This is a genomic window from Inquilinus ginsengisoli (assembly GCF_050434925.1).
Taxonomy (GTDB): domain Bacteria; phylum Pseudomonadota; class Alphaproteobacteria; order DSM-16000; family Inquilinaceae; genus Inquilinus; species Inquilinus ginsengisoli_B.
Genome location: NZ_JBNDJK010000001.1, coordinates 4,455,137 through 4,470,517 on the forward strand (window position 1 = coordinate 4,455,137; position 15,381 = coordinate 4,470,517).

The 15,381-nt window shown below is 69.4% G+C and carries 12 protein-coding genes and 1 pseudogene; 5 read left to right on the forward strand and 8 right to left on the reverse strand.

Annotated features, from left to right (window positions below; all coding sequences use genetic code 11):
- Positions 1–25: 25 nt before the first annotated feature.
- The 3 genes and pseudogenes from QFZ27_RS21300 to QFZ27_RS21310 all read right to left on the reverse strand — a co-directional run.
- A pseudogene (locus QFZ27_RS21300) lies at positions 26–805 on the reverse strand (ABC transporter permease); the annotation flags it as partial.
- A gap of 46 nt (positions 806–851) precedes the next feature.
- Positions 852–1,874, reverse strand: coding sequence for a Fe(3+) ABC transporter substrate-binding protein (locus QFZ27_RS21305; protein WP_429228440.1), 1,023 nt, complete (start codon positions 1,872–1,874; stop codon positions 852–854).
- Between the two features lie 118 nt (positions 1,875–1,992).
- Positions 1,993–3,027 carry an ABC transporter ATP-binding protein gene (locus QFZ27_RS21310; RefSeq protein ID WP_429228441.1) on the reverse strand — a complete coding sequence of 345 codons (1,035 nt, stop codon included), beginning with the start codon at positions 3,025–3,027 and terminating at the stop codon, positions 1,993–1,995.
- A 172-nt stretch (positions 3,028–3,199) separates the two neighbouring features.
- Here QFZ27_RS21310 and QFZ27_RS21315 point away from each other — a divergent pair, with 172 nt between their 5' ends.
- Positions 3,200–3,871, forward strand: coding sequence for a carbonic anhydrase (locus QFZ27_RS21315; protein ID WP_429228443.1), 672 nt, complete (start codon positions 3,200–3,202; stop codon positions 3,869–3,871).
- A gap of 22 nt (positions 3,872–3,893) precedes the next feature.
- Here the strand turns inward: QFZ27_RS21315 and QFZ27_RS21320 are convergent, their stop codons facing one another.
- Both QFZ27_RS21320 and QFZ27_RS21325 read right to left on the reverse strand, forming a co-directional pair.
- The gene (locus tag QFZ27_RS21320) at positions 3,894–5,198 is read right to left on the reverse strand and encodes an aspartate aminotransferase type Ic (protein WP_429228444.1); all 1,305 of its coding nucleotides are present in this window, start codon (positions 5,196–5,198) and stop codon (positions 3,894–3,896) included.
- Positions 5,199–5,498: 300 nt separating this feature from the next.
- Positions 5,499–6,623 (reverse strand): 2OG-Fe(II) oxygenase, encoded by a 1,125-nt coding sequence (locus tag QFZ27_RS21325; RefSeq protein ID WP_429228445.1) that lies wholly within the window; start codon positions 6,621–6,623, stop codon positions 5,499–5,501.
- A 210-nt stretch (positions 6,624–6,833) separates the two neighbouring features.
- On the opposite strand from QFZ27_RS21325, the gene QFZ27_RS21330 reads away from it, so the two are divergent.
- Positions 6,834–8,360 (forward strand): trimethylamine methyltransferase family protein, encoded by a 1,527-nt coding sequence (locus QFZ27_RS21330; protein WP_429228446.1) that lies wholly within the window; start codon positions 6,834–6,836, stop codon positions 8,358–8,360.
- A 17-nt stretch (positions 8,361–8,377) separates the two neighbouring features.
- Here QFZ27_RS21330 and QFZ27_RS21335 read toward each other — a convergent pair whose 3' ends face one another.
- Positions 8,378–9,109, reverse strand: coding sequence for a response regulator (locus QFZ27_RS21335; protein ID WP_429228447.1), 732 nt, complete (start codon positions 9,107–9,109; stop codon positions 8,378–8,380).
- Between the two features lie 249 nt (positions 9,110–9,358).
- Between QFZ27_RS21335 and QFZ27_RS21340 the strand changes: the two genes are divergently transcribed.
- Both QFZ27_RS21340 and QFZ27_RS21345 read left to right on the forward strand, forming a co-directional pair.
- The gene (locus QFZ27_RS21340; protein WP_429228448.1) at positions 9,359–10,876 is read left to right on the forward strand and encodes a calcium-binding protein; all 1,518 of its coding nucleotides are present in this window, start codon (positions 9,359–9,361) and stop codon (positions 10,874–10,876) included.
- 73 nt (positions 10,877–10,949) lie between these two features.
- Positions 10,950–12,464: a hybrid sensor histidine kinase/response regulator gene (locus QFZ27_RS21345; RefSeq protein ID WP_429228449.1), complete on the forward strand. Its 1,515-nt coding sequence runs from the start codon at positions 10,950–10,952 to the stop codon at positions 12,462–12,464.
- Positions 12,465–12,475: 11 nt separating this feature from the next.
- Here QFZ27_RS21345 and mbfA read toward each other — a convergent pair whose 3' ends face one another.
- Positions 12,476–13,432, reverse strand: coding sequence for an iron exporter MbfA (gene mbfA / locus QFZ27_RS21350; RefSeq protein ID WP_429228450.1), 957 nt, complete (start codon positions 13,430–13,432; stop codon positions 12,476–12,478).
- Between the two features lie 208 nt (positions 13,433–13,640).
- Here mbfA and bmt point away from each other — a divergent pair, with 208 nt between their 5' ends.
- Positions 13,641–14,657: a betaine--homocysteine S-methyltransferase gene (bmt, locus tag QFZ27_RS21355; protein ID WP_429228451.1), complete on the forward strand. Its 1,017-nt coding sequence runs from the start codon at positions 13,641–13,643 to the stop codon at positions 14,655–14,657.
- Positions 14,658–14,660: 3 nt separating this feature from the next.
- Here the strand turns inward: bmt and QFZ27_RS21360 are convergent, their stop codons facing one another.
- Positions 14,661–15,320: a GntR family transcriptional regulator gene (locus QFZ27_RS21360; RefSeq protein ID WP_429228452.1), complete on the reverse strand. Its 660-nt coding sequence runs from the start codon at positions 15,318–15,320 to the stop codon at positions 14,661–14,663.
- Positions 15,321–15,381 lie beyond the last annotated feature (61 nt).

A 15,381-nucleotide genomic window follows, 5' to 3' on the forward strand; every position in this document is an offset into this window, starting at 1 on the left:
CCAGCGCGACCACCAGAACCAGCATGGCCAGCGCAATCTGCGCCGCGCCGGGCAGGTCCGAGCGCGTCACCCAGGTGGTGTAGACCGAGATGGTCAGCGACCGGACCCCGAGGAACTCGGATGCGCCGATGTCGTTCAGCGCCTCCATCAGCGCCAGGCTGACGCCAACCGCGATGGCCGGCCGGGCCAGCGGCAGCGCCACCCGCCGGAACACCTGGCCCCGCCGGGTCCCGAGCGTGCGCGACACCTCGACCAGATTGGCCGCCTGGGTCAGGAACATCGCCCGGGTGGTGATGTAGACATAGGGGTACAGCACGAAGCCCAGCAGCACGATGCACCCGGCCATCGACCGGATGTCGGGCAGCCGGAACTCGCGCGGGCTGGAATAACCCAGCAGTGCCCGGATCGCGCCCTGCACCACGCCGAGCGGGTGCAGGATGTCGAGATAGGCGTAGGCGATGATGTAGGTCGGCACCGCCAGCGGCAGCAGCAGCGCCCATTCCAGCTGCCGGCGGCCCGGGAAGTCGTAGGCCGTGACCAGCCAGGCCGTCGAGGTGCCGATCACGGTGACGAGCACGCCGATGCCGAGCAGCAGCATAGCCGTCTGGCCCAGCGCCGGCGGCAGCACATAGGCGAATAGGTGCGGCCACAGCCCGGTCGACCCCTGCAGCGCCTCCCCGGCCAAAGCGAGGACCGGCAGGGCCACCAGCCCGCTGATGACGGCGGCGGCCGACAGCCAGCGCCGCCCGGGCTGGCGCCGGGCGGTGGTCAGGGCAGGGGCCTGCTGCAGGACGGCTTGGGTCATCGTCGGAAACCGCCGGGCGCGGATTTCGCCGCGCCCGGACCGTCCGTCAGCCGTCGAAGCCGACCTTCTCGGCCAGCTCGCTGGCCTGCTTGCGGTGCTTGACGATCTCGGTCAGCGGCACGGAATCGACCTTCAGCTCGCCGAAGGAGGCGATGATCGGGTCGGCCTGAGCGCCGGCCTTCACCGGATACTCGAAATTGGCCTCGGCATAGATCTTCTGGGCGTCGTCGGATACCAGGTACTCGAGCAGCTTCACCGCCTCGGCCTTGTTCGGCGAGTGCTTGGCCAAGGCCGCTCCGCTGACATTCACCTGGGTGCCGCCATCCTTGAAGGTCGGCAGCAGCACCTTGATCGCATTGCCCCAGGCGACCTGCTCCTCGCCGCCCTTGCCGGAGCGCATCAGCCCGACATAGTAGGAATTGGCGATGCCGATGTCGCAGATGCCGCCGAGGATGTCCTTGGCCACGTCACGATCGCCGCCGCCGGCCTTGCGGGCCAGGTTGGCCTTGACCCCTGTCAGCCAGGCTTCCGTCTTCTCGGCGCCGTGATGCGCGATGTAATCGGCGAACAGCGCGGTGTTGTACGGGTGCTGGCCGGAGCGGATGCAGACCTTGCCCTTCCACTTCGGATCGGCCAGATCCTCGTAGTTGAAAGTCGTCAGGTCGAGGTCCTTGTCGGCGTAGAGCACGCGGGCGCGCATAGACAGGGAGACCCAATGGTTGTTCGGATCGCGCAGCGGCGCCGGAACCGCGGCGATCAGGACGTCGGACTGGATCGCCTGGGTGACGCCCTTGTCCACCAGATCGGCCAGGTTCCCGGCATCGACCGCCATCAGCAGATCGGCGGGCGAGCTCTGCCCCTCGGCCGCGACCCGCTCGGCGAGACCGTCCTTCAGGAACACGGTGTTCACCTTGACGCCGCTCTTGGCGGTGTAGGCGTCGAGCAGCGGCTGGATCAGCCCCGGCTCCCGCGTCGTGTAGATGTTGATGTCGGCCGCGGCGCTGCCGGCGAAGCCGACCACGGCGATGCCCGTCACGAGCGCCAGCCGGAATGCGGAAACGTCCTTCATGATGCGAAACCCCCTTCTGTTGTCCGATGCGGCTCGTTCGCTGCAATCGAGACGCATTTGCTTCATCATAGCTGAATTCGCGCCGTCAAGCCGCCTGGTTACGTCGCGGCATTCGGCCTCACTCCGCGGCGAACACCAGGACGCCCGCGGGATCGACGGCCACCGCGACCGGCTCGCCCGGCTTCGCTACGATCCGGCCGGTGGTGCGCAGGCGCAGCAGGTCGGGGACGCCCTCTAGCCGGATCGAAATCTGCTCGATCTCGCCCAGGAACGAACAGCTCACGATGTGCCCCGGCATGCCTTCGCCTGGCCGCGCCAGGGACAAAGCTTGCGGCCGGATGCAGGCCACGGCGGCGCTGCCCTCCGGCAGGCCGGGCGGGGCCGGAAAGGTGCCGAGCAGTGTCTCCACCCGGCCGTCGCCGACGATGCCGGCGATCCGGTTGAGCGAGCACAGGAACTCGGCGGCGTAGAGCGAGTTGGGATGGTCGTAGATCTCGTAGCCGGAGCCGGCCTGGACGATGCGGCCCTTCTGCATCAGCACCACCCGGTCGCCGGCCGACAGCGCCTCCTCGGGATCATGCGTGACCATGATCGCCGTCGTGCCGAGGGTCCGCAGCGTCGCGATGGTCTCCTCCCGCACCTGCTCGCGCAGGCCGCGGTCGAGGTTGGAGAAGGGCTCGTCCATCAGCAGGATGACCGGCTTCGGGGCCAGCGCCCGCGCCAGGGCCACGCGCTGCTGCTCGCCGCCCGACAGCGTGTGCGGATAGCGGCCGGCCAGCGCCGCGATACCGATGCGGCCGATCACCTCCGCCGCCCGGGCGCGCGACGCCTCGCGCGGCAGCCGCTTCAGGCCGAAGGCGACGTTTTCCTCGACCGACAGATGCGGGAACAGCGCGTAGTCCTGGAACATGAAGCCGATGTTGCGGTCCTCCGGCTCGACGAAGCCGTTCGGTCCCGCGATCTCCGCGCCGTCCAGCAGGATCCGGCCGCTGTTGGGGGCATCGACCCCGGCGACGATGCGCAGCAGCGAGGACTTGCCGCAGCCGGACCGGCCGACCAGGCAGACGATCTCGCCATGCGCGATCGACAGCGACACCTCGTCCAGCGCCCGGACGGTCCCGAAGCTCCGGCAGATCCGCTCCAGCGTCAGCATTCGGCCCGCACTCTCGCTCTCACGCCATGGTCTCTGCCCTGCTTAGAGCAGAGCCGGCGCCGATCCAACCGCGATCCGCCGGCGCGGTCCGTATTGGCGCGGACGGCGCCGTTTGCTATTGCCACGCTTCTGCCGCATTCCTTGTCGCGGTGAGGTGGATGTGAGAACGGCCATGTTTCCCGAACGGCTTACCGACGGATATCGCGCCTTTCTCAGCGGCCGGTTCGCCGCCGAGCGCAACCGCTACGAGATGCTGGCCGAGGCCGGGCAGAAGCCCGAGATCATGGTCATCGGCTGCGTCGATTCGCGGGTGTCGCCCGAGGTCATCTTCGACGCGGCGCCGGGCGAGCTGCTGGTGGTGCGCAACGTCGCCAACCTGGTGCCGCCCTACGAGCCCGACCGGGAGACCCAGCACGGCACCAGCGCCGCGCTCGAATTCGGGGTCCAGGCGCTGAGGGTGAAGCATATCGTGGTGCTGGGCCACGCCCATTGCGGCGGCATCCGCGCCTTCGCCGACGAGCAGGAGCCGCTGTCGCCCGGTGACTTCATCGGCCGCTGGATGTCGCAGATCGCCCCCGCGGCGGAAAGCCTCGGTCCGCGCAAGCCGGAAGACGGCGATGCCTATCTGCGCCGGCTCGAATTCGCCTCGGTCGAGCTGAGCCTGAAGAACCTGATGACTTTCCCTTGCGTCTCGATCCTGGTCGGGCGCGGCAAGCTGCAGCTGCACGGCGCCTATTTCGGCGTCGCCTCCGGCCGGCTGCTGGTGCGCGACCCGGACACCGGCGAATTCGAGCCGGTGTCGGAGGAAGGGCGCGGCGGGCTCGCGGCCATCCGCTGTCCCTGATCCCGGCGGTCGCTCACCTTCGTCAGTGGCCGCCGCCGGCCTCGCGCTCGGCCAGGATGGCCTCGCTGGTCGCCACCAGCACCGACAGCGCCACGCCTTCGGCGGCCAGCCCCACTTCCGGCAGCGCCGGGAAGGTCGGGGCGATGCGGATGTTGCGGTCGTCCGGATCGCGGCCATACGGGAAGGTCGCGCCCGCCGGCACCATCGCCACCCCGGCCTCCTGCGCCAAGGCGACGGTCCGGCGGGCGGAGCCGCGCCGAACGTCCAGGCTGACGAAGTAGCCGCCCTCGGGCTCGGTCCAGCGGGCGACGCCGCTGCCGCCGAGGTGTTCGGCGAACACCGCCTGCACGCGCTGGAACTTCGGCACGATGATCTGCCGATGCCGCTCCATCAGCGCGGCGATGCCGGCCTCGTCCCGCAGCAGCCGGACGTGACGCAGCTGGTTCAGCTTGTCCGGGCCGATCGACTGCCGCGACAAATGCTTGCGGGCCCAATCCATGTTGGCAGCCGAGCTCGCGAACAGCGCCAGGCCGGCGCCGGCGAGGGTGATCTTCGAGGTCGAGCCGAAGATGAAGGGCCGGTTGGCGTGGTCGTGCCGGGCGCAGGCCTCCAGGATGTTTGCCAGCACATGCGGCCGGTCGGTCAGATGGTGCACCGCATAGGCGTCGTCCCAGAACAGGCGGAAGTCCGGGGCCGCGGTGGGCATCGCCGCCAGCCGCTCCACCGTCTCGGTCGAATAGGTCTCAGCCGTCGGGTTGCTGTATTTCGGCACGGCCCATAGTCCCTTGACCGACGCGTCCTGCGCCACCAGCCGCTCGACCACATCCATGTCCGGCCCGTGCCCGGTCAGCGGCACCGGGATCATGCGGATGCCGAAGCCCTCGCAGATGCCGAAATGCCGGTCATAGCCGGGCACCGGGCACAGGAACGTGATCGGCCCCTGCGCGGCCCAGGGCTTGGCGCCGTCCGGCACGCCGTGCAGCAGGGCAAAGGCGATGATGTCGTGCATCAGCGTCAGGCTGGAGTTATTGCCGACCAGCACCTGCTCCGCCGGCGCGCCCAGCATCGGTGCGAACAAGGCTCGCGCCTCGGGCAGGCCGCGGACGTCGCCGAGATAGTTGCGGCAGTCGCTGCCGTCGGCCGCCTTGTATCCGTCCGGCCCGGGCAGGGACAGCAGCGCATTCGACAGGTCGAGCTGCTCCGCCGATGGCTTGCCCCGGCTGCTGTCCAGTTTCAGCCCGCGGGCGCGGAAGGCGGCATGCCGGTCTCCCGCCTGCCGCCGGAAGGCGCGGAGGTCGTCGGTCATCATGGTCTCGAGGCGCTGCATGGCCGTCTCCGGGCGGGTCGTGGCGGAACGATGCGGCGAGGCTAGCGGGGCCGGGGCCAGCAGGGCCAGAGCGGAGCCATGCGGCGGCGGCGGCTCTGGCTTGCCGGCACCGCCACGTCAGCGGCTTGGCCGAGACATTCGATGGCGGCGCCGAACGACGCATTCCACGGCGGCGAGGCGCCGATACCCTGAACGGCGGCCCCCTCCAATCAGCGAGCTATAGCGAACCAGACCGACCGTGGCCGTGCCGACCATCAACGAAGGGCGCCGCGAACGCTGCTGCCGCGGCGCGCTCCTGGATCAACTGGCCGCCTTCGCCTCCTTGCCCAGCAGGTTGCGCTCCAGCTGGCTGCGCAGGTCGTCATCCGCGAAATAGGACAGGTTCTGCTCGCGGATCTTGGCGCCCTCCTCGTCATACAGGAAGGGCAGGGTGCAGTAGCGCGTGCCCTTGGTCACCGGCAGCGCCTCGTGCAGCAGAGAGCACGAGAACACCACCGCCCCGCCGGTCGGCGCCTTGTAGCTGTGGCGGTCGTATTCGGGGAAGCGCAGCTCGCCGCCCTCGAACTCGTCGGCGTTCAGGTTGATGGTGACGGCGAAGCGGCGGTGCGCAGTGCCCTTGGTGGTGTTGTCGCGATGGGCACGGAAATAGCCGCCCTCGCCGGAATCGTAGCAGGCGACGATGTAGCGCTCGATCCGGGTGGCGTTGAACTGGAACGCCTTCTTGATCTCCGGCACCAGGCGCCGCTCGATCCGGGCCTTCATGGCCAGGCGCAGCGTATCGTCCTCGATCGTCGCGTCCTTGCGCTTCTTATGCGCATGGTCGACCGCGGCGGCGGTGCGGCCGTCCGGCAGCGACTGCATGAAGCCGCTCTCCTCACCGCCGACCTTGTTGTAGTAATCGATCAGGGCGCGGCAGAACTCCGGCTCGAACAGATACGGCACCACCAGCACCGGCGCGCCCGGCGTGGCCGTGCCCAGCCGGGTCAGCGGCGGCAGCCGGCTGACGAAATCCGTCAGCAGCTTGGCATGCTCGACGCCGTCCTCGATCGGGAAGCGGGCGAGCACGCGCAGGCCGGGCGACAGCACGTAGCTGAATTTCCGTTGATCGACGCCGTAGGAGGCAGCGATCTTGCGGTCGAAATCATAGAAGTGGCGCAGCCCGGGGACGCGGGTGGGCAGCCGTCCCGGCTGGGCGTCGTCCTTGTCCTGGCTGACGCCGAAGAAGGCGGCGTGGCCGTCGTTGAACGGTCCGACCTCGGCCGCGATCGCCGACAGCAGCCGCGCCGACTGCGCGTCGCCGGCCGAGCCGAAGAAGCTGAGAACGACGTAGCGCCCTGCCACCGTATCGAAGCGGAAATCCGGCCGCTGCGGCGTCGGGACCACGAAGAGCGGAGCGGGATCACCGGGCTCCAGCAGACGGGGCATTCAATCCTCCACGGAAATGCGATGCAGTTGCGATCTGCTCGCATATTACAGCAGGATTATGGCCGCCGTCGTGCCCGATGTCACATGTCGTGAGAAGCATGAGACGTGTCGCGACGAGGCTGCTGCATGGCGAATCCGGGCGGCGTGAATCCACGGCGCCCGTGCCAGGGTTGAACGTCGGGATTCGCCCGAGATCGAGACGAGGTCAGGATGAGCCGCAGCCGCACCACGCCCCGCCGACGCGACCGTGCGGGCGGCCTTGCCCAGCTGCCCTGGCAGCTGGTCGAGAACCCGATGCCGCCGGTCGAGGTGCTGCGCGCCGACCAGATCGAACGCATCCACGATGCCTCGCTGACCATCCTGGAAGAGATCGGGATGGATTTCCTGCACGACGAGGCGATCGAGATCCTGCGCCGTGCCGGGGCCGAGACCTCGCCGGGCAGCCGCCGCGTCCGATTCGATCGGAACCTGGTGCTGGACGCGGTGGCGAAGGCACCGTCCGCCTATACCTTCCATGCCCGCAACCCGGAGCGGGACGTCCGGATCGGCGGCCGCTCGATCGTCTTCGCCTCGGTCGGCTCGGCCCCGAACGTCTCCGACATCGAGGGCGGGCGCCGGGTCGGCAACTACCGCGACTATTGCAACCTGCTGCGCCTCGGCCAGGCGCTGAACGCGATGCATATCTTCGGCGGCTATCCGGTCGAGCCGGTGGACCTGCATCCCTCGACCCGGCATCTCGACGCGCTGCGCGCCTTCGTCACCCTGTCGGACAAGCCGTTCCACGCCTATGCGCTGGGCCGGGTGCGGATGCGCGACGGCATCGAGATCGCCCGCATCGCCCGCGGCGTCAGCCGCGAGCAGCTGCAGCGCGAGCCCAGCTTGTTCACCGTGGTCAACACCTCCTCGCCGCTGCGCCTGGACGGGCCGATGATCGAGGGCCTGATCGAGATGGCGACGGCGGGGCAGATCGTGACGGTCACGCCCTTCACCCTGGCCGGCGCCATGGCCCCGGCGACGCTGGCCGGCGCCCTGGCGCAGCAGAACGCGGAGGCGCTGGCGACCATCGCCCTGATCCAGCTGATCAAGCCCGGCGCGCCGGTGATGTATGGCGGCTTCACCTCCAATGTCGACATGAAGTCGGGGGCGCCGGCCTTCGGCACGCCGGAATACGCCAAGGCGGCGCTGGCCGGCGGCCAGCTGGCGCGGCGCTACGGCCTGCCCTACCGCTCCTCCAACACCAACGCCTCGAACGCGGTCGACGCCCAGGCGACCTATGAGAGCATGGTGTCGCTGTGGGCCGCGGTGCAGGGGCACGCCAACATGGTGATGCACAGCCTCGGCTGGCTCGAAGGCGGGCTGCGCGCCAGCTTCGAGAAGATGATCATCGATGCCGAGCTGGTGCAGACGATGAGGGAATTCCTGAAGCCGATCGTGGTCGACGACGACACGCTCGGCCTCGATGCCATCCGCGAGGTCGGTCCGGGCGGCCATTTCTTCGGCTGCCAGCACACCCTGGCGCGCTACGAGACCGCCTTCTACGCGCCGCTGCTGTCCGACTGGCGCAACTTCGAGAGCTGGCAGGAGGTCGGGGCGCCGGACGCCACCCAGCGGGCGCACCAGCTGTACAAGCGCATCCTCGCCGAATATGAGCCGCCGCCAATCGACCCCGCCATCGCCGAGGAGCTCGACGCCTTCGTCGCGAAGCGGAAGGAGGAGGGCGGGGTGCCGAGCGACTGATCGGCACCCGCGGCCGCTCAGGCCGAAGGGATCCCGCCCGGCTCGAAGATGTAGCCGGCGCCGCGCACCGTCTTGATCACCCGCGGCCGGGCCGGATCCGGCTCGATCTTCTTGCGGATCCGGGTGATCCGGACGTCGATGCTGCGGTCCAGCGGATCCCAGTCGCGGTTATGGGCCAGCGACAGCAGCCGGTCGCGGCTGAGGATCCTGTTCGGATGCTCGGCGAAGGCGTTCAGGAGGTCCAGCTCCATGCCGGTCAGTTGTTCCTCAACCCCGTCATCGCCGCGCAGCTTGCCGGAAAGCCGGTCAAGAACGCAGCGGCCGAAGCGGACCTCATGCACCGGAGGCTGCGGTGCCGAGGCAGGGGCGGCGGCGACCGGGGCCAGCCGGCGCAGCACGGTCCGGATCCGCGCCACCAACTCGCGCGGCACGAAGGGCTTGCCGATATAGTCGTCGGCGCCGATCTCCAGCCCGACGATCCGGTCGGTCGGCTCGGCCATCGCGGTCAGCATGATGATGCCGGTGGAGCCCTGCGCCCGCAGCCAGCGGGCGAGGGTCAGGCCGTCCTCGCCCGGCATGGTAAGGTCCAGCACCACCAGGTCCGGCCGCCGCTCCGCCACCCGCCGGCGCATCGCCGCGCCGTCTTCGGCCAGGATGGTATCGAAGCCGTGCAGCGACAGGTATTCCCCGATGCTCTCGCGCAGGTCGCGATCGTCATCGACGACGAGGATATGAGGGCGATCCGACATCCCGACTCCCGAGGCCGCGGCACAGACTGCATACAATCTAAATGACGCGCGCCGGTCCGAGAAACACCCAGCACGCAGGCCTCCTTCGACGGCGACGACCCGGCACCCGCCCGGAAACATCAACGAAACACTCGCGACACGCTCTTAACCATGAGCCGCCTGTCGCGACATCCTCCGGCAATCGAAGGCAGCTAAGGTCTCCGCATTGCAATGGACGCTCTGCCGTCCGAAGACATGCGGAGATCAATCGTGACGAAGATTTACGGAACCAACAACAGCGATGTCGCGACCGGCGACGACGACCTCGATTATCATCTGTCTACCACCGACGACGAGTATGTTCTATTTGGCGGCAACGACAAGCTTCTGGCCGGCATCGGCAACGACACGGCATTTGGCGGCAATGGCGATGATGCCTTGTCCGGCGGCGATGGCAACGACGATCTCAACGGCGACGCCGACAACGATGTGATCGCAGGTGGTGCCGGCCAGGACACCCTCCACGGAGGCACGGGGAACGACAGGCTCAACGGCGACGCCGACAACGATGTGATCGCAGGTGGTGCCGGCCAGGACACCCTCCACGGAGGCACGGGGAGCGACACGCTCGACGGCGGGAACGGAAACGACATCCTGGCCGGCGGTGATGGGGCTGACACGATTATCGGCGGCGGCGATTACGACTATTCTGACTATGCTGACTATCGCGATTCCGGCGCGGCGGTGGACGTCAACCTGACGACCGGTGCTTGTGCCGGCGGGGATGCCGCCGGCGATAAGCTGATCGAGATCGAGAACCTGCTCGGCAGCAGTTGGGCCGATCAGCTGCGCGGTGATGATGGCGACAACATGCTGCAGGGCGGTGGCGGGGCCGACACGCTGGAGGGCGCAGCCGGCAACGACTACCTCTATGGCGGGGAAGACACCGACGTCCTGCGGGGCGGTGCCGGGGCCGATTACCTCAACGCCGGCACCGGCATCGACACGGCCAGCTATTACACCGGCACCACTGGGGTCGTGGTGAACCTGACCACCGGCGCCGGCAGCGGCGGCGAGGCCCAAGCCGACATGCTGTTCGGCATCGAGAACCTCTCCGGCAGCCAGGGCAACGACACTCTCATCGGTGACGCCGGCGTAAACACGCTGCAAGGCTGGAACGGCAGCGACGTGCTTCGCGGCGGCGCCGGCGCCGACAAGCTCGACGGCGGTGCCGACATCGACACTGCGAGCTACTACACCGACTCCGCTGGCGTTGCCGTCAGCCTTCTGACCGGGACTGGCAGCGGGGGCGAGGCGCAGGGCGACACGCTGATCGGCATCGAGAACCTCTCCGGCAGCCAGGGCATCGACAGCCTTGTCGGCAACAGCGGCGCCAACCTGCTGCAGGGGTGGAACGGCAACGACGTGCTCAACGGGGCCGGTGGCAAGGACACGCTGACCGGTGGCGCCGGCGCTGACCGCTTCGTCTATGGCACTATCGGCGACAGCGTCGTCGGGGCCAATGCCGATCGGATCACCGATTTCAGCCACGCCCAGGCGGACAGGATCGACCTGACGGCGATCGACGCCAATGCCGGCGTGGCCGGCAACCAGGGCTTCAGCTTCATCGGCACCGGCCTCTACACCGGCGCCGCGGGACAGCTACGCTACGCCGTCGCCGGCGACGTCACCACCATCGCCGGCGACATCAACGGCGACAAGGTCTCGGACTTTCACATCACCATGTCCGGCGGTGCTGCGCTCGTCGCCGGCGATTTCATGCTGTAGCCGTCGCATCTTCCAGAAGGCGGCGCCGCGCATCATGCTGGCGCCGCCGAGGATGGAATCCATGGAGCATCAGATGGCGCGCAGTGACGATCTCCTGGCGGGGGCCTTCATCCGCTCGGGCGACGCGATCACCTTTCTCGACCGCAACGGCTTCATCGACGGCAACGATGCGGTGCTTCAGATGTTCGGCTTCGGCGACAAGTCGGAGTACCTCCGGCAACACCCGGCCGATCTGTCGCCGGAGTTCCAGCCGGACGGACGCCCATCCCGTGTCGCCGCCGAGCAATGGATGCAGCGCGCCCTGGCCGAAGGACACGTGCTGCTGGAATGGGTCCACCGGCGCAAGGACGGCACCACCTTTCCGGCCGAGGTCATGCTGGTCGCCTTCATGCTCGACGGCGCGCCCGCGCTGGCGGCGACGGTGCGCGACATCACCCGGCGCCGGCAGGCGGAAGAGGAGGTGGCCCGTCAGCGCGAGACGCTGTACCAGAGCGAGAAGATGGCGGCGCTGGGCTCGCTCCTGGCCGGCGTCGCGCATGAGCTGAACAATCCGCTTGCCGTGGTGGCCACCCAGGCCGGGCTGATGCTGGAGACCGCCACCGATCCGGCGATGCTCGGCCGGGCCGAGCGGATCGGCGCGGCGGCGGAGCGCTGCGCCGGCATCGTCCGGTCTTTCCTGGCGATCGCCCGGCAGAAATCGCCGTCCCGACGGGCGCTGCGGCTGGTCGACGTGGTCCAGGGCGCCATCGCCATCACCGCCTATGGGCTGCGGAGCAACGGCATCGAGGTCGAGGTGGCTGTGCCGTGTGACTTGCCGCCGGTCTGGGGTGATGCCGACCAGCTCGGTCAGGTGATGATGAACCTGGTGGTCAATGCCCAGCAGGCGTTGCAGGACCGGCCGGGCCCGCGCCGGCTGCGCATCGCGGCGACCGAGGCGGCGGACGGGTTGCGGCTGACCGTTGCCGACAGCGGCCCGGGCGTGCCGCCGGAGATCCGTTCGCGCATCTTCGATCCCTTCTTCACCACCAAGCCGGTCGGTGCCGGTACCGGTGTCGGCCTGTCGCTCAGCCGCGGCATCGTCGAGGCGCATGGCGGCAGCATCGCGCTGGAGGATGCGCCGGGCGGCGGTGCCTGCTTCGTGCTGATGCTGCCGCGCGCCGCGTCCCCGGCCGACGCAGCCGCGTCGCCGGTTCCCGAGCCGTCGGCCGCGGCGGCCTGGCGCATCCTGGTCGTCGACGACGAGCCGGAGATCGCCGACGCCCTGACCGAGATCCTGGCGCCGCTGGCCGCCCGCATCGACATCGCCGCCAATGGTGCCGAGGCTCTGCGCCGCGTGGCTGCCATGGAGTACGACCTGGTGATCAGCGACCTGCGCATGCCGGAGCTCGACGGTCCCAACCTGTTCCGGGCGCTGCGCGACCGCCGGCCGCGCTTTGCCGGCCGGATCATCTTCGTCACCGGCGACACCATGACCGGCAGCCTCGACGGCTTCCTGAGGGAAACCGGCCTGCCGGTGCTGGAAAAGCCCTTCACCCCGGCCGAGGCGCGCCGCCTGGTGGTCGCGGCCATGTCGGCGCCGCCGCCCTGACGCTGGGCGCGTCAGGCGCTGCCGATCAGGATACCGGTCAGGAACACCAGCACGCCGCCGACCACGACCTGGAAGGCGGAGGACAACAGCGGCGTGTCCATGAAGCGGTGGCGGATCCAGGAGATCACCGCCAGCTCCACCGCCACCACGCCGACGGCGATGCCGGTGGCGATGCGGAAATCCGGGATCAGATAGGGCAGGGTGTGGCCCAGGCCGCCCAGCGCGGTCATGCCGCCACAGACCAGGCCGCGCAGCCAGGGCCGGCCGCGGCCGGTCAGGCTGCCGTCATCCGACAGCGCCTCGGCGAAGCCCATGCTGATGCCGGCGCCGATCGAGGCGGCGAGGCCGACCAGGAAGGTGTCGAGGCTGTCATGGGTGGCGAAGGCCGCGGCGAACAGCGGGGCGAGGGTGGAGACCGACCCGTCCATCAGACCGGCCAGGCCCGGCTGCACGATCTGCAGCACGAACAGCCGGCGCTCATCCTCGCCCTCGCGCGCCTGCACCTTGGCCGGGACGTGCTTCTCCTCCAACTGCCCTGCGACATGCTCGTGCCGCCGTTCCTCCGCCGCCAGGTCGCCCAGCAATTGGCGCACGGCAATGTCGGTCGCGCGGCCGGCGGCGCGCTCGTAGAAGCGCCGGGTTTCAGTTTCCATCGCCTCGGCCTGCTTGCGGACGGTGTCCAGCGGCAGCGGCCGGGACAGCCAGACCGGCCGGCGGCGGATGAAGCCGCGGACCACATGGCGGTTGATCAGCGGGATATGGTCGCCGAAGCGCTCCCGGTAGAGCTCGAGCAGTCGGTGGCAATGCCCGTCCTCCTCCCGCGACATGCCGCGGAACACGGCGGCCGAGGCGGGGAAGTCGGCGGCCAGGCCTTCGGCGAAATCGCCGTAGATCCGCGCATCCTCCTCCTCCAGCGCGATCGCCAGGGCCAGCAGCTCGCGCTCGGTCAGCTCGGAAAAGTCCTTCATCACGGTCTCCGCTTCGCTCGCCTTCCGCTTCTCCGCCGGGCCTTGGGCAAAGGCAACGACGAACGACTCGCAGCGCGGCGGGGCCGGGCGAGCCTGCGTCGCAGGCGGGATATAAATTCATAACGATGTCCTTATATTTAGATGGAGTTCGCATCAGCCCGGCGGTACCGTCGCCTTGCGCCCGCCGCGGTTTCAGGAAGGTCCGGCCATGTCCAGCACCCGTTTCCACGATCTTCTCGCCGCCAAGCCGGTCCTGTTCGCCGACGGCGGCATGGGCACCGGGTTGTTCGCCCAGGGGCTGGAGACCGGGGACAGCCCGGAGCTATGGAACCTCGATCGGCCGGAGCGGGTGCAGGTGGTGCATCGCGGCTTCGCCGAGGCCGGCTCGGACATCATCCTGACCAACACCTTCGGCGGCAATGCGCGGCGGCTGGCGCTGCACAGCGCCCAGGGCCGGGTGCGTGAGCTGAACATCGCCGGCGCCCGCATCGCCCGCGTGGTGGCCGAGGAGTTCGACCGCCCGGTGATCGTCGCCGGCTCGATGGGCCCGACCGGCGACATCTTCCAGCCGGTCGGCGCGCTGAGCTACGAGGAGGGCGTCGCCGCCTTCGCCGAGCAGGCCGAGGCGCTGGCCGAGGGCGGCGTCGACGTGCTGTGGATCGAGACCATCTCGGCGGCGGAGGAGATCCAGGCCGCGATCGAGGGCGCGTCGCGCACCGGCCTGCCGATCGTCTCGACCATGACCTTCGACACCAATGGCCGCACCATGATGGGGCTGACGCCGGAGGCGGCGATCACTCATGGCCGCAACTGCGCCTGCCGGCCCAGCGCCTTCGGCGCCAATTGCGGCATCGGCCCGGCCCAGCTGCTGGACAGCATCCTGGGCCTCGTGCGTGCGTCGGAGACCGGCGACATCATCGTCGCCAAGGGCAATTGCGGCATCCCGCAGTACCGCGAGGGGGCCATCGTCTATGACGGCACGCCTCAGATCATGGCCGACTACGCCATTCTGGCGCGCGATGCCGGCGCCCGCATCATCGGCGGCTGCTGCGGCACGACGCCGGAGCATATCCGCGCCATGGTCGCGGCGGTGAACGGCACCGCCCGCGGCCCGGTGCCGGATGTCGAGACGGTCGAGCGGCTGCTGGGCCCGATCAAGGCGCAATCCGGCCGCCCGGCCGAGGGCGGCGGCGAGCGCGAAGGCCGCCGGCGCCGCCGGGCCTGATCCTCAGCGGGCCGGCGTGTCGGCAGCGCCGCCGCCGACCCGTTCCAGCGTCTGGATATGCCGGCCCAGCAGCGCGGCGGCCTGATCGACGGCGCCGCGCCGCAGCGCGTCCAGGATCTGCCGGTGGTCCTGGTTCGAGCGCGGCTGCCACCCGGCCGACCGAGTCGCCGCGAAGGTGAAGCGGGAATTGGCCAGTTGCAGCTCCGCCAGCATCGCCAGCAGGCGCGGCATGCGGCAGGCCGCCACCAGTTCGCGATGGAAGCTGCGGTTCGCCGCTTCCCACTCGGCGAAGGACTGCGCCCGGTCGCCGGCGGCGACGGCCTCGTCGATCCGCTCGATCTGCGGCGGCGTCAGCCGGCGGGCGGCATGGCGCAGCGCCAGCACCTCCAGCGCCGCCCGGATCTCCACCACCTCGCGCATCGACCGCTCGTCCAGCGGCGCCACGCGCATGCCGCGCCGCGGCTCGCTGACCGCCAGCCCCTGGGCCCGCAGGCGCTGGAACGCCTCGCGGACCGGCACATGGCTCGACCCGAACTCATGGGCGATGTGGTCCTGACGCAGCGGCGCATCCGGCGCCAGTTCGCCGGTCACGATCCGCTCGGCCAGGATTTCGGCGATCCGGTCGGCGACGGTTTGTTGAGAAGCGCCCGCTTTCTGGATCATAGATTATCTACTGAGTAAATCGGTGCACACGGGGTTTTGCGTCTCTAAACTCGACTGAGTC

Bases quoted from the DNA above. Each gene is read 5' to 3' on its own strand.
- QFZ27_RS21335 (WP_429228447.1), bottom strand. From the start codon at position 9,109: ATGTCGGATCGCCCTCATATCCTCGTCGTCGATGACGATCGCGACCTG.
- QFZ27_RS21330 (WP_429228446.1), top strand. From the start codon at position 6,834: ATGAGCCGCAGCCGCACCACGCCCCGCCGACGCGACCGTGCGGGCGGC.
- QFZ27_RS21310 (WP_429228441.1), bottom strand. From the start codon at position 3,027: ATGCTGACGCTGGAGCGGATCTGCCGGAGCTTCGGGACCGTCCGGGCG.
- bmt (WP_429228451.1), top strand. From the start codon at position 13,641: ATGTCCAGCACCCGTTTCCACGATCTTCTCGCCGCCAAGCCGGTCCTG.
- QFZ27_RS21305 (WP_429228440.1), bottom strand. From the start codon at position 1,874: ATGAAGGACGTTTCCGCATTCCGGCTGGCGCTCGTGACGGGCATCGCC.
- QFZ27_RS21360 (WP_429228452.1), bottom strand. From the start codon at position 15,320: ATGATCCAGAAAGCGGGCGCTTCTCAACAAACCGTCGCCGACCGGATC.
- QFZ27_RS21345 (WP_429228449.1), top strand. From the start codon at position 10,950: ATGGCGCGCAGTGACGATCTCCTGGCGGGGGCCTTCATCCGCTCGGGC.
- QFZ27_RS21315 (WP_429228443.1), top strand. From the start codon at position 3,200: ATGTTTCCCGAACGGCTTACCGACGGATATCGCGCCTTTCTCAGCGGC.
- mbfA (WP_429228450.1), bottom strand. From the start codon at position 13,432: ATGAAGGACTTTTCCGAGCTGACCGAGCGCGAGCTGCTGGCCCTGGCG.
- QFZ27_RS21320 (WP_429228444.1), bottom strand. From the start codon at position 5,198: ATGCAGCGCCTCGAGACCATGATGACCGACGACCTCCGCGCCTTCCGG.
- QFZ27_RS21325 (WP_429228445.1), bottom strand. From the start codon at position 6,623: ATGCCCCGTCTGCTGGAGCCCGGTGATCCCGCTCCGCTCTTCGTGGTC.